This is a genomic window from Halorubrum sp. SD612 (genome assembly GCF_002135005.1).
On record NZ_NEWI01000090.1, the window covers coordinates 1 to 12,231 of the forward strand.

The window sequence follows — 12,231 nt, forward strand, 5'->3', positions numbered from 1 at the left end:
GGAGCAGGCCGCTCGGACCTACGGCTTCCTCCGGTCACTGAACCTTACTGGGGCACCGATCCACAGTCTCGTGGACTGTATCGCTGTCAATGTATTCCGCTAGTTCCGCCAGTCTACCGAAGAGCGACTTCGGCGAAGAGATCTCTCAGCAGACCAGCGGCCTGCGCTTCGAGTGGGTCCCCCACAACGACGCCGACGAACCGATCCGCGACGTGTACGTCGACGGCGAGCCGCTCGACCCCGAGGAGACGTACGAAGTGGCCGTCAACAGCTTCATCGCAAACGGCGGGAGCAGCTACCCGCTCGACGACAAGCCCGTCGAGGACACCGGCGAACTCCAGGCGACGACGGTCGTGAACTACTTAGAGGAGAAAGATACCATCGCTCCGACCGTCGAGGGGCGGATGCAGCGCGTCGACCGCGACCTGCCCGACGCCGCCGTCACCGTCGACGGGAACGGCAAGGTGGTCTCTCAGTTCGACGCGCCCGACGACGTCCAGTCGGTCGCCGAGGACACCGTCGCCGTGTGGACGCCGGAAGGTGACCACGTCGACGCGGAGAAGGTCGTCTTCGACGAGGAGGACGAGACTCTCGTCGTCCGGGTCGACGACAGCAACTTGGCGGACACGATAGAGGACGCGGACGACGGCGACGAGGTCGCGCTCGACATCTACGCCGAGTACGAGTCTAGCGAGTACGACCACATCTACTTCGAACGCTCTCGGCTGAACGCGGACGTGTCGGCGACCGTGCGCCGCCGCGGTCGGGGCCTCGGCAGCGCCGGTCCGCCGGGACGCTGAACGCAGGCGGGTTTAGCGCTCGTCGTCGCGGTCGCCCGCCGTCTCCGGTCCGCGCCCCCAGGCGACCGCGATCGCCGCTCCGATGACCGCGCCGACCGCGTTGACCGCGGCGTCCCCCCACGCGAAGGAGCGCCACGGGATCGGCGCCTGGACGAGTTCGATGCCGAACCCGAACGCGACCGCGGCGGCGGCCGCGAGGAAGGGGTCGACCCGCCGTCTCCCCGTCGTCGGAACGAGGAGGCCGGCGAGGACCGCGTACCCGACTACGTGGAACGGATCGGTGAGTCCGATTTCGGCGGGGAGAGCGTCGAGGACGCCGCCGAGCGCGCTCTCGCCCCCGCCGGACGATCCGGGCACCGGGACCACCGACGCGACGAACACGGCGAGCGCGAACCCGAACGCCCTCGCTCGCTCACGCCTGATCGACCCTAAGCGGCGCCTGATCTCCCCCGGACGCCGAGCGGTCGCCTCTCCCCGTCCGCCTCGGTCGGTCACGGTCGTGCTTCGAGTCGCCGGCAATTATGGACTGCGTCTTCGCGATATTCGGCGCCCGACCCGTAAGACCGACCGAAACCGGTCGTTTACACTACGCCGCTACCGGACGCTGTGAATCCCTCACACCGCGCCGGAGTCTCCGGATATTCGCGCGGTGAACGCTCGGGCTACTGATAAACGTCGCACCTCGGAGGCGTTCACTTTTGTAACGCTTTACGGTTTCGTACGGAGGTCAACAACTAACACGCTGTGGTCCTTCTATAATGATAGAGCATTACATGACTGAAATGGGCGGCTACCGCGACCGTGTGGCACAGGTCGACCTCAGCGGCGGGGAGGTCAACTACCACGGGATCGACGACGAGGACGCGGAGAAGTACATCGGCGCGCGCGGACTCGGCGTCAAATACGTCTTCGACAAGGGGCCCGACGTGGACCCGCTGGGACCGGAGAACCGACTGGCGTTCATGACCGGACCGCTCACGGGTACCCAGACCGTGATGAGCGGCCGGATCGCCTTGGTGACGAAGTCCCCGCTGACGGGGACCGTCACCGACTCGCACCACGGCGGCTGGTCCGGCGCCCGGCTCAAGTGGGCCGGACTCGACGGCGTCCTCCTCGACGGAGAGAGCGACGAGCCGGTCTACCTGTTCGTCGAGGACGGCGACGTGGAGGTGCGCGACGGCTCCCACCTCTGGGGACAGGGCGTCCACGACACGATCGACCAGATCGGCGAGGAGGTCGACGGGAAGGTCGGCCGCGACGTCTCCGTGATGGCGATCGGGCAGGGCGGCGAGAACCAGGTCCGCTACGGCTGCGTCATCAACGAGGACGACCGCGCCTCGGGCCGCGGCGGCACCGGCGCCGTGATGGGCGCGAAGAACGTGAAGGCGGTCGTCGTGAAGTCGGGCACCAACATGCCGAAGCCCGCCGACCCCGAGACGTTCCAAGAGGGGTACCAGCAGGCGATGGAGGTCATCCGCGAGTCCGACGTGACCGCGCCCAACGAGGGCGGGCTCTCGATGTACGGGACGAACGTCCTGATGAACGCGACCGAGGAGATGGACGGGCTCCCGACGAAGAACGCGAAGTACACCTCGACCGAGGCGTACCACGACGCGGAGGGCGCGGACATCGAGGCGGAGCAGGTCTCCGGCGAGAACGTCCGCGAGAACATCCTCGTCGACGAACCGACGTGCCACTCCTGTCCCGTGGCGTGTAAGAAGGAAGTCGATGTCAACGTCACCCACAAGGGCCAGGAGATGAACGTCCGCACGGAGTCGTACGAGTACGAGTCCGCGTGGGCGCTCGGCCCGAACTCGGGCCACTCCGACCGCGACGAGATCGCCCGCATGTTGGAGCAGTGTAACGACCTCGGTCTCGACACCATCGAGGCCGGCAACATGATGGCGATGGCGATGGAGATGAGCGAGGAGGGCAAACTCGACGGCGTCGGCCACCTCGACTGGGGCGACTCGGAGACGATGATCGACCTCATCGAGGAGTTCGGTCACCGCTCGTCCGACCTCGGCGACCTCCTCGCGGAGGGTCCCGAGCGCGTCGCCGACGCGAAGGACGCGCACGGCAACAAGCTCTCCGTGAAGGGCCAGACGATGGCCGCCTACGACCCGCGCTGTATGAAGGGGATGGCGATCGCGTACGCCACCTCGAACCGCGGCGCGTGCCACCTGCGCGGCTACACGCCGGCCGCCGAGATCCTCGGGATCCCGGAGAAGGTCGATCCGTACGAGTGGGAGGGGAAAGGCGAGCTCACCGCCACCTTCCAGGACCTCCACGCGGTGTCGGACTCGTTCGATATCTGTAAGTTCAGCGCGTTCGCTGAGGGGATCGAGGAGTACGTGCTCCAGTACAACGGTGTGACCGGCCAAGACCTCTCGGAGGACGAGCTGTTCGAGGCCGGCGAGCGCATCTACAACCTCGAGCGCTACTACAACAACCTCGCCGGCTTCGAAGGCGCGGACGACACGCTGCCGAACCGGTTCATCGAGGGCCACCCGGACGCCATCCCCGGCACGGGCGCCAGCGAGGGCGAACTCGTCGAACTCGACCAGCTGAAGGCCGAGTACTACGAGAGCCGCGGCTGGGTCGACGGCGTCGTCCCGGACGAGAAGCTCGCCGACCTCGGCATCGACGTCGGCCCCGGCACCGGCGTCTCCGCCGGCGACTCCGCGGCCCCCGCCGACGACTGAGCGGGAACGCGTCCCGAGCGAGGGCGAGAGCGCTCGCGCGTCGACGCCTCTCGCCGCTTCGTGTTTATTTTTAAGTGAGCTCCGCCGGAAGCTCCGCGTATGGCACACGACCCGCTCTCGCCCGCCGAGGCCCTCCGCACGCGCGTCGGCATCACGCTCGCCGCCGTGAGCCTGTTCGTGTTCGTCTACTCGCTGCTGATCCTCGGACAGATACTGCTCGGCGTCTGGACCGTCCTCGTCCTCACCGTGGGACCGTACCTCTCGTACCGGCTGTTCGCCGCGCTCGACTCGCTCGCCGACGCCGCCCAGCGGATCGCCGCCGCCCGCGAGCGCGAGGTGGACCGCGACGCCCGGTCCGGCCGCCCCGTCGGCCGTGAGAACCCGGACGGGAGCGAGCGCCGGTCGGAGCGCGCGACCGAGCGCGATCGCTGACGGCGGCCTCGCTCGTCTCTATTACTGCCCGCTCACGCGAACACGACGAACCGGAAGACCCACAGCGTTCCCATCCCGGTCGCGATGGTCGCGAACACGTTTTCGGTCCGCCACGCGACCGCGCCGGCGACGGCGCCCGCGATCAGCCGCTCGTCGAGGAAGGTCGCGGTGACGGACGGCCCGAGCGTCACCAAATCGGGGAGGACGAGCGCCGCGAGGACGGCCGGCGGGACGTACCGGAGCGGCCGCTGGAGGCGCGTCGGGACGCCGTCGATCCGCCCGAACAGGTGGATGAAGGAGAGCCGGATCCCGTAGGTGATGACGCCGATGACCGCGATTGCGACCCAAGCGCGCGGGGAGGCGGCGAGGGCGCCGAGACCACTGCTCACGACACCCTCACCTCCGTCACGAGGCCGGCCGCGACCCCGCACAGCGCGCCGACGAGCAGGCCGAGGTTGAGCGGGAGCCCGGCCGCGATGACCGCGACCGCGCCGCCCGCGACGCCCGCGACGGTGGTCGGTCGGTCCTTCATCGCGGGGACGAGGAGCGCGAGGAAGACGAGCGGCACCGCGAAGGTGAGCCCCCACGCGTCGGGGACGCCCGCGCCGAGGACGACGCCGACGACCGTCCCGATCTGCCAGACGATCCACAGCGACGCGGCCGCGCCGAGGTAGTAGCGCCACCGGCTCCGGTCCGGGTTCTCATCGAACTCAGCGACCGAGAGGGCGTACGCCTGGTCGGTGAGGAGGTAGGCGAGCCCCGCGCGGAGCCGGCGACCGTAGTCGGCGAAGTGCGACGCGATGGAGGCGGAGTACATCAGCATCCGGAGGTTGATCACGGCCGCCGTCCCGACGACGACGGCGAGGGGCGCGTTCTCGCCGAGCAGTTCGAGCGCCGCGAGCTGGGAGGCGCCGGCGAACACGATCACGGACATCCCGACGGCCTCGGCGAGACCGAGCCCGGCGTCGACCGCCGCGATCCCTGCGACGAGGGCGAACGGCGCGACGCCGAGCATGAGCGGCGAGACGTCGCGCACGCCGGCTAATAGGTCCTCGTCGAAGACGCCCCCGCCCACGGCTACTCCTCCCGCGGGTACGGCGGCTCGTCGTACTTCGCCGCGAGGTGGTCGGCGTGGTCCAGCTTCGCGTTCGCCTTCCGGAAGGCGCCGAGCAGCGAGTGGATCTCACGCTCGGTCGGGTGCGCGCGCCCGAGCAGCCGGCGCATCAGCAGCGCGTTCTTCTCGCGGACGTGGTCGCGCTGCCCCGTCGCCGCGAGGAACTCGTCGAAGAACTCGTGGAAGCGCTCGAGGTCGGCCTCCGGAGCACGGGTCACCTCCGTGTCGGGCAGCTGCGTCTCCTCGACCGTGAGATCGCGAAGCTCGTACAAGAGGACCGTCGCGGCCTGCCCGAGGTTCAAGACGGGGTAGTCGTCGTCGGCCGGGATCGAGCACACCTCGTCGAGTCGCGAGAGCTCCTCGTTGTTGAGCCCCCGTCCCTCGCGGCCGAAGACGATCGCGGTGGGCGCGTCGACCGTCTTCAGCGACTCGCGCAGCTCGACCGGGGTCTTGAACGGGAACCGCTCGTGGCTACGGTCGTCCTCGCCGGTGATCGCGGTCGTGCCGACCGTGTGGTAGTTCGCGACGACCTCGTCGAATGTGACCTCGTCGGCGTTCGGAAGCACGTCCTCGCGGGCGTGTCCGGCGAAGCCGTACGCTTCGCCGTCCTCCGCGATCTCCGGCGGGTTCACGAGCTTGAGGTCCGTGAGCCCGAAGTTCTTCATCGCCCTCGCGATGGTGCCGACGTTGCCCGGCGTCTCGGGCTCGACGACGACGACCACGGGCTTCCGTCGACCGCTCGCGGGCGTTTCGACCGCGTCGACGTCCGACTCCTCGTCGCTCATCGGTCCGACGGGTAGTCGGTCGAGAGGTCGAGGTCGGACTCGGCGAGCTCCTCTTCCGTCAGCTCCTCGTCCGAGCGCTCCTTGCCGGCGAGTTCGACGATGTCGATCCGCTCGCCCTGGAAGTCCTCTTCGAGCCGCTCCTGGACCTCCTGCTGATCGGGCAGGTCCGGGAGGCCGTCGGGGTCCTCGTCGACGTGCTCGACCGAGCCGTACCCCTCCGGCGCCTCGTTGCCGGCGGCGACCCACTCGTGGAACCGGTCGGCGAACTTGACGGACCCCTTGTACTCGCTGCCGCCCGCCTCGCGGAACCAGTAGAGCAGGTCGGGTTCGTGCTCGGCGCAGAGCAGCACCTCGCCCTCCGGTTCGCCGTACACGATCTCCGCCTGCCTACAGCGGTTGATCTCCTCGTCGCCGTGCTCGAGGTAACAGACGTCGCAGGGCTCTTCGACGAGGGTGACGAGCCGCACGAGTCGCTCTCGCGGATCTTCGGGGATCTCGTCGAGGGGCTTCAGCTCCTCGTCGTCGGTGAATATCTCGTCCTCCTCGAAGCGCCACCCGCGGAGGCCGATGCTCACTTTCGCCATGTCTCACGCTACGCTCCGGCGGCGATAAAAGCGCGTCCTTCCCGGCACGAGGGGTCGCTACGCCGCGGCGAGGTCGAAGCGGCGGCCGCGAGCGAGAGCCAGACCGCGACGGGGAGTGGACGGAGAGTTCATACGGGTCGTGGGCGCACCGAGTGACATGTCCCTCCCCGGACCCGTGACGGCGCGACGCCGACGCCGCCGTTTATCACTCCGGCCCCCCTCGGCGCAGACATGAGACGGCGGCGACTCCTCGGGCTGGCCGCGGCCGCGACGACGGGCGCCGCGGCGGGCTGTCTCGGGGGCGACGACGCGACGAGCGACGGCGGCGATTCGACCGACGGCGACGCGGGTGGCGGGCCGGACGGCGCGAACGGCGGAGCCGACGACGCAGACTGGCCGACCGGAACGTACGCCGACTACGAGACGACGACCGTGACCGTCGAAGGTCCGGACGGGGGAGCTCGGGGGTCGGTGACGGCGGCAATCGCGGACACCCGTGACAAACGAATCCTCGGCCTCAGCGGCGCCGAGTCGCTGCCCAACGGGGGCGGGATGTTATTCGTACACGACTCGCCCGGCCCCCTGACGTACGTGATGCGCGAAATGGACTTCGGCATCGACATCGTCTACGTCGACGGCGACCGAGAGATCACCTCGATCCACAACGCGCCCGAACCGAGACCGAACGAGGACGGTGAAGATCAACGGTATTCCGGCTCCGGGCAGTACGTGCTGGAGGTCCCCTACGAGTGGACCGACCGCCACGAGGTCGCGGTCGGCGACTCGGTGCGGTTTAATCTATAAATGGGGTTCGGAGGCGTGTGCGATCAGTTATAACCAGCCGATCGTGGCCCTGCGACGAACACCTCCAAACCCCCAGTCGCGAGGGGGCGCACGCTCGCTGTGCTCCTCGGTCGCTCACTCCGTTCGCTCCCTGCGGTGCTTGCGTCGCCTGCGCCCCCTCGCGACTGCCCCTTCGAGTCCCACCCGACCGCGACCGCACCTCACGCCTCCCCGGCCTCGTCGCTCACGCCTTTCGGGCGTTCGCGACTCCTTCGCGCGTGCCCCTCGCGGCCTCCGCTTCGCTCCGGCCGCTCGGTCGCACGCACCACCGCCCGCCGACCATTTATAAGCGATTGCGAGGGCAGTTCTCCGGCGAGCGCCTCGGGTACTCGCCCCGTTTATGTCGCTCGCGCCCGTGGTGATCGTATGCGAAACGTGGACGCCGCGGGGCTCGGGATCGGCGACGACCATCCGCCCCGGATCATGGGCGTGCTCAACGTCTCAGAGGAGTCGCCGTACGACCCCAGCGTGTACGACGACCCCGGCGAGGCCGCCGCGTACGTCGACGAGGAACTGATCGGCGAGGGCGCCGACATCGTGGACGTGGGGCTTGAGTCGGCGAACAAGGACCTCGACGTGCTCTCGGCCGAACAGGAACTCGACCGCCTCGACACCGCGGTCGAGACCCTCGAATCGACCTCCGGCGACGCCGTCTGGTCGATCGAGACGCGCTATCACGAGGTCGCGGACGAGGCGCTCTCGCGCGGGTTCGACATGGTCAACGACATCTGCGGGTTCGCCGACCCCGAGATGCCCCGCGTCTGTCGCGAACACGACGTGGCGGTGTCGAAGATGGCCTCGCCGCCGGACCTCGAACGCCCGGGCGCGGTCGAGGACGTCGACGACATCTACGAGGCGCTCTCGATGAACGGCCTCACCGACAAGACGATCCTCGACCCCGCGTTCGGCGGCTGGTCCGAGGCCAAGACCCACGAGGACGACCGGGAGACGTTCCACCGGCTCCGGGAGTTCCGGGGGTACGGCCGCCCGCTGCTCGTCTCGATCAACCGCAAGAGCTTCCTCAAGACCATCGCGGGCCGCAGCACCGAGGAGGCGCTGCCGGTCTCGCTCGCCGCCACGTCGATGGCGGTCGAGCGCGGCGCGCACGTGATCCGCACCCACGACGTGGCCGAGACGCGCGACGCGGCGCTCGTCGGCGCCGAGTTCGCCCGCGACCGACACGACTCCCGCGGCGACTCCGACGCGGTCGGAGTCGAGGAGCTCGACGTGACGACGGTCCGCGAGGCCGAGCGTCACCTCGACCGGATCGGCGCGCCGGAGGCCGCTCGGGGCGACCGCGGCGCCGCCGACACCGCCGTCGTTCGTACCTACAAACTCACCGGGCTCGACGACCTCGCCGTCGGTGCCCTCCGCGCCGCGACCGTCGGCGACGACGCGACCGGCGCGACGTTCGCGCTGGGCGATCCGAACCGGGCGGCCGCGGCGACCCCGTCCGCGACCGACGGCGGCACCGGCGGGGCGTCGTCAGGCGGCGACGACCCCGCTGACGGCCGCCGCGGGCTCCTGATCGCGACGCCCGCGGCGCTCGACTCGGTTAGAGAGGCGGTATCCGGCGCTTCACGGGCGCTTGACGCCGCGATCGACGGTATCGACCGACACGTGAATTAAGAGAAAGTTTATGCCCTCGTGTAGACAACCGATCGACCGGACGCCGGAGGGGCACGCGGGTAGGGGTACTCTGTGCCACTCCGGCCCATACCATATCTCGCCCGCTGAGCGGCGGCGCCGATCGACGGGCGCCCAGTCGCGCGTCCCGAGGGGGGCCCGCACGTGAACTTCGCGACCTTCGAGCCCGTCTACGAGGCGATCCTCGCCGACTTCGGGTTCGACCGGGCCGACGACGAGCGCGTCCGCGATACTGCCGCCGACCTCGCGACTCCGTTCCCGCTCGGCCGCCTCGGTGACTGGGCGGACGAGACGGTCGCCGTCGCGGGCGCGGCCCCCTGTCTCGCCGACGAGGTCGAACTCGCCCGCGACGCCGATGTCGTCGTCGCGGCCTCGACCGCGGCGGACGCGCTCGCTGACCGCGGCGTCGCGGTCGACTGTATGGTGACAGACCTCGACAAGAACCCGGAGACGGCCGCGGAACTGACGCGCGATGGCGTCTCAGTCGCCGCGCACGCCCATGGCGACAACCTCCCGGCGGTCCGCGAGTGGCTCCCGCGCTTCGCCGACGAGTGGACGCTGGCGACGACGCAGGCGGCGCCCGTCGGGCCGCTCCGCAACCCCGGTGGGTTCACCGACGGCGACCGCGCGGCGTTCCTCGCCGACCACCTCGGGGCCGGCGAACTGGTCTTTCCGGGGTGGGAGTTCGACGACCCCGCGGTCGACCCGATGAAAGCGCTGAAGCTCGACTGGGCGGCCAGACTGCTGCGCTGGCTCGAACGCCGCCGCGACGAGCGGTTCGCGGTGCTCGACGGGCGGCGTGCGGACGCCGACGCGGCGCTCCGAGAGATACTCGGCGAGGCGTTCGCCCGAGACGCGGCCGACCAGTAGCCCGCGTCAGTCCGACCGCTCCACGCGCGGCTCGGGGAACAGATCGCTCTCGTCGCGCTCGCCGATCCACTCGGCCAGCTGGACGAGCTGGTCGGCGGCCGCCTCGAACAGGCGCTCGGCCTTCTCCGGCGTCACGTCGGTCGGGTCGCCGAACGCGCCGTTCGCGGAGTTGTCGACCGCGTCGTAGAAGGTTCGCGCGCCGTGGACGGTCGTCTCGGCGCTTTCGAGGTCGACGAGCCCGCCGTCGCGCGCGTCTTCGAGCCGGTCCTCGCGGACGAGGTCGGGCGCGAGGTGGGTGACCATCGCCGTCTCCTTGGGGCCCGCGTGGGGGCCGTTGCGCTCGAAGAGGTCGTCGACCAGCTCCGGGATCGACTCGTCCCACATCCACTCGACAGCGTAGCCGACCTCGTCCTCGTGGAGCCGGCGGCCGACCTCTCGGAGGTGCTGGACGTTGCCGCCGTGGGCGTTCACGAACACCACGCGGTCGATCCCGTGGTACGCGAGGTTCCGGGCGAACGACCCGACGTAGTCGCGGAACTCCGGCGGGTCGACCCACATCGTCCCCGGGAACTGGCGGTGGTGGGGACTAACGCCGACGTTGATCGTCGGCGTCCGGAACGCGTCGGATCGGTCCGCGGCCGCCGTCGCCAGCCCCTCGGCGATCAGGTGGTCGGTCCCGAGCGGAAGGTGCGGGCCGTGCTGTTCGGTCGAGCCGAGCGGGACGAGCGCGACGGAGCCGGGAGCCAGCGCGTCGCCGAGCTCCGGCCAGGTGCGGTCCGCGAGGTACATATCACCGCCTCGCGCGCGACACGTATCAACCCCGCTCTCTCGGTCCGGTTCGCCGCGATCGGGACCGGCGAGCGTCCGCGACGCGCCGTTGCTTCGACCCGTGTCGACACCCTTTTTGTGTCGTCCGGCCGAACCGGTGACCATGTTCGGAGGCGGCGGCATGAACCCGCGGAAGATGAAACAGATGATGAAACAGATGGGGATCGACGTCGAGGAGCTCGACGCCGAGCGGGTCGTCATCGAGACGGCCGACGGCGACGACCTCGTCTTCGACGGCGCGCAGGTCACCAAGATGGACGCCCAAGGGCAGGAGACGTACCAGATCGTCGGGTCGCCCGACGCGGTGGCCGACGCGGGCGGCGCGGCCGCAGTCGAGGGCGGTGCGGACGCGAGCGCGATCGAAGCCGAGGACGCGGCCGACGAAGACGATGGCATTCCGGAGGAGGACGTCCGGCTGGTCGCCGAGCAGGCTGGCGTCTCGAAGGACGACGCCCGCGAGGCGCTGGAGGCGGCCAACGGCGAGCCCGCGAGGGCGATCTCGGACCTCCAGTGACGGACGCCGCGTACCTACTCGTCCACGCGGACCGCGAGTACCTACTGGAGCCGGGCGAGGAGTTCGGCACCGACCTCGGCGTGATCGAGGTCCCCGAGGACGTCTCGGCCGGCGACAAGGTCGAGACGCACCTCGGCACCGTCTTCGAGGTCCGCGCGCTCCGCGGCCCGGACCTGTTCAACCACCTCGAACGCACCGGTGCGCCGATGATGCCCCGCGACGTGGGCCTCGTGATGGGGCATACAGGCGCGTCCGGCGGCGACCGCATCCTCGACGCCGGCACCGGGACCGGGATCCTCGCCGCGTACCTGGGGCGCGCCGGCGCCGACGTGACCACCTACGAGATCGACCCCGAGTTCGCCGACGTCGCTCGCGAGAACATGGCGACGGCGGGCGTCTCCGACCGCGTCGACGTCCGGACCGGCGACCTCACCGACGAGCTGGACGCGCTCGTCGACGGCGAGCCGTTCGACGCCCTGACGCTCGACACCGGCGACGCTCCCGCGGTCGTCGAGCGCGCGGACGACCTGCTCGCGCCCGGCGGCCGCCTCGCCGTCTACTCGCCGTTCGTCGAGGGGACCCGCGAGGCGGCGCTCGCGGCCCGTGAGGCCGGCTTCACCGAGGTCGAGACGCTCGAAACGATCCAGCGCGAGATGGACTTCTCCGACCGCGGCTCCCGCCCCTCCACCGCGGGCGTGGGTCACACGGGGTACCTCGTCTTCGGCCGGGCGCCCTGAGTTCGGCGGGTCCGTCGCTTTCCTCCCCGGACGGCCGCCGACGCCGGCGCAACGCTCTTTCGGACGTAGCCAGTCACTGACTGCTGTGACCGCGGGCGACGACGGATCCGGGACCGCCTCCGACGCCGCGAGCGACGGGTGCGAGGTCGCCGACGTCCTTCCGCGCCCCGCCGACGCGCTCGCCGAGGCGGTCGAGACCGCGCTGTCGGGCCGGTCGGCGCTCGTCGCGGTCGGCGTCCCGCCACGACTGCTCCAGGCGGTGCTGGAGGCCCGCGCACGGTCGTCCCGGCACCCGTGGCGTCCACCGTGTCGCCCCGGCGACGCCGCCACCCCCTACCGCGCTCGCACCCCCAGCCCCTCGGCAGCCGGCGC

14 protein-coding genes and 2 pseudogenes are annotated in these 12,231 nt (G+C 70.3%); 10 read left to right on the top strand and 6 right to left on the bottom strand.

Annotation, left to right across the window (positions count from 1 at the left end; genetic code table 11):
* Window positions 1-103: pseudogene (locus B9G38_RS17825) on the top strand (IS1595 family transposase); the annotation flags it as partial.
* Window positions 90-800 carry a 5'-nucleotidase C-terminal domain-containing protein gene (locus B9G38_RS10855; RefSeq protein ID WP_233127195.1) on the top strand — a complete coding sequence of 237 codons (711 nt, stop codon included), beginning with the start codon at window positions 90-92 and terminating at the stop codon, window positions 798-800. The pseudogene B9G38_RS17825 and the gene B9G38_RS10855, both read left to right, overlap by 14 nt.
* 12 nt (window positions 801-812) lie before the next feature.
* Here B9G38_RS10855 and B9G38_RS10860 read toward each other — a convergent pair whose 3' ends face one another.
* A complete protein-coding gene (locus tag B9G38_RS10860) occupies window positions 813-1,295 on the bottom strand; it encodes a VanZ family protein (protein WP_394334920.1) in 483 nt (160 codons plus the stop codon).
* A gap of 278 nt (window positions 1,296-1,573) precedes the next feature.
* Here B9G38_RS10860 and B9G38_RS10865 point away from each other — a divergent pair, with 278 nt between their 5' ends.
* Complete coding sequence (locus tag B9G38_RS10865; RefSeq protein WP_086220382.1) at window positions 1,574-3,505, top strand: aldehyde ferredoxin oxidoreductase family protein; 1,932 nt, start codon at window positions 1,574-1,576, stop codon at window positions 3,503-3,505.
* Between the two features lie 99 nt (window positions 3,506-3,604).
* A complete protein-coding gene (locus tag B9G38_RS10870; RefSeq protein WP_086220383.1) occupies window positions 3,605-3,937 on the top strand; it encodes a hypothetical protein in 333 nt (110 codons plus the stop codon).
* A gap of 32 nt (window positions 3,938-3,969) precedes the next feature.
* On the opposite strand, the gene B9G38_RS10875 is transcribed toward B9G38_RS10870, so the two are convergent.
* Genes B9G38_RS10875 through B9G38_RS10890 form a run of 4 tightly spaced genes read right to left on the bottom strand, consistent with a single transcriptional unit; the run spans window position 3,970 to window position 6,420 of the window.
* Complete coding sequence (locus B9G38_RS10875; RefSeq protein ID WP_049929386.1) at window positions 3,970-4,326, bottom strand: AzlD domain-containing protein; 357 nt, start codon at window positions 4,324-4,326, stop codon at window positions 3,970-3,972.
* Complete coding sequence (locus tag B9G38_RS10880) at window positions 4,323-5,012, bottom strand: AzlC family ABC transporter permease (RefSeq protein WP_086220384.1); 690 nt, start codon at window positions 5,010-5,012, stop codon at window positions 4,323-4,325. The genes B9G38_RS10875 and B9G38_RS10880 overlap by 4 nt, the downstream gene beginning before the upstream one ends.
* Before the next feature lie 2 nt (window positions 5,013-5,014).
* A complete protein-coding gene (locus tag B9G38_RS10885) occupies window positions 5,015-5,836 on the bottom strand; it encodes an RNA methyltransferase (RefSeq protein WP_086215588.1) in 822 nt (273 codons plus the stop codon).
* Window positions 5,833-6,420, bottom strand: a complete 588-nt coding sequence (locus B9G38_RS10890) for a hypothetical protein (RefSeq protein WP_086220385.1) — start codon at window positions 6,418-6,420, stop codon at window positions 5,833-5,835. Before B9G38_RS10890 ends, B9G38_RS10885 begins: the two co-directional genes overlap by 4 nt.
* 231 nt (window positions 6,421-6,651) lie before the next feature.
* On the opposite strand from B9G38_RS10890, the gene B9G38_RS10895 reads away from it, so the two are divergent.
* The 3 genes from B9G38_RS10895 (at window position 6,652) to B9G38_RS10905 (ending at window position 9,780) form a co-directional block, all read left to right on the top strand.
* Window positions 6,652-7,224: a DUF192 domain-containing protein gene (locus B9G38_RS10895; RefSeq protein WP_086220386.1), complete on the top strand. Its 573-nt coding sequence runs from the start codon at window positions 6,652-6,654 to the stop codon at window positions 7,222-7,224.
* A 405-nt stretch (window positions 7,225-7,629) separates the two neighbouring features.
* Window positions 7,630-8,892: a dihydropteroate synthase gene (folP, locus tag B9G38_RS10900; protein WP_198945677.1), complete on the top strand. Its 1,263-nt coding sequence runs from the start codon at window positions 7,630-7,632 to the stop codon at window positions 8,890-8,892.
* Between the two features lie 162 nt (window positions 8,893-9,054).
* Complete coding sequence (locus B9G38_RS10905) at window positions 9,055-9,780, top strand: 6-hydroxymethylpterin diphosphokinase MptE-like protein (RefSeq protein ID WP_086220387.1); 726 nt, start codon at window positions 9,055-9,057, stop codon at window positions 9,778-9,780.
* Window positions 9,781-9,786: 6 nt separating this feature from the next.
* Here B9G38_RS10905 and B9G38_RS10910 read toward each other — a convergent pair whose 3' ends face one another.
* Window positions 9,787-10,569, bottom strand: coding sequence for a creatininase family protein (locus B9G38_RS10910; RefSeq protein WP_086220388.1), 783 nt, complete (start codon window positions 10,567-10,569; stop codon window positions 9,787-9,789).
* 142 nt (window positions 10,570-10,711) lie between these two features.
* Here B9G38_RS10910 and B9G38_RS10915 point away from each other — a divergent pair, with 142 nt between their 5' ends.
* The 3 genes and pseudogenes from B9G38_RS10915 to B9G38_RS10925 all read left to right on the top strand — a co-directional run.
* The gene (locus B9G38_RS10915; RefSeq protein ID WP_049929393.1) at window positions 10,712-11,122 is read left to right on the top strand and encodes a nascent polypeptide-associated complex protein; all 411 of its coding nucleotides are present in this window, start codon (window positions 10,712-10,714) and stop codon (window positions 11,120-11,122) included.
* Window positions 11,119-11,859 carry a tRNA (adenine-N1)-methyltransferase gene (locus tag B9G38_RS10920; protein WP_086220389.1) on the top strand — a complete coding sequence of 247 codons (741 nt, stop codon included), beginning with the start codon at window positions 11,119-11,121 and terminating at the stop codon, window positions 11,857-11,859. Before B9G38_RS10915 ends, B9G38_RS10920 begins: the two co-directional genes overlap by 4 nt.
* Before the next feature lie 85 nt (window positions 11,860-11,944).
* Window positions 11,945-12,231 (top strand): annotated as a pseudogene (locus B9G38_RS10925) (hypothetical protein); the annotation flags it as partial.

Excerpts from the sequence above, each read along its gene's own strand:
- B9G38_RS10890 (WP_086220385.1), bottom strand. The coding sequence starts at position 6,420 with ATGGCGAAAGTGAGCATCGGCCTCCGCGGGTGGCGCTTCGAGGAGGAC.
- folP (WP_198945677.1), top strand. The coding sequence starts at position 7,630 with ATGCGAAACGTGGACGCCGCGGGGCTCGGGATCGGCGACGACCATCCG.
- B9G38_RS10910 (WP_086220388.1), bottom strand. The coding sequence starts at position 10,569 with ATGTACCTCGCGGACCGCACCTGGCCGGAGCTCGGCGACGCGCTGGCT.
- B9G38_RS10895 (WP_086220386.1), top strand. The coding sequence starts at position 6,652 with ATGAGACGGCGGCGACTCCTCGGGCTGGCCGCGGCCGCGACGACGGGC.
- B9G38_RS10915 (WP_049929393.1), top strand. The coding sequence starts at position 10,712 with ATGTTCGGAGGCGGCGGCATGAACCCGCGGAAGATGAAACAGATGATG.
- B9G38_RS10855 (WP_233127195.1), top strand. The coding sequence starts at position 90 with ATGTATTCCGCTAGTTCCGCCAGTCTACCGAAGAGCGACTTCGGCGAA.
- B9G38_RS10865 (WP_086220382.1), top strand. The coding sequence starts at position 1,574 with ATGACTGAAATGGGCGGCTACCGCGACCGTGTGGCACAGGTCGACCTC.
- B9G38_RS10885 (WP_086215588.1), bottom strand. The coding sequence starts at position 5,836 with ATGAGCGACGAGGAGTCGGACGTCGACGCGGTCGAAACGCCCGCGAGC.
- B9G38_RS10870 (WP_086220383.1), top strand. The coding sequence starts at position 3,605 with ATGGCACACGACCCGCTCTCGCCCGCCGAGGCCCTCCGCACGCGCGTC.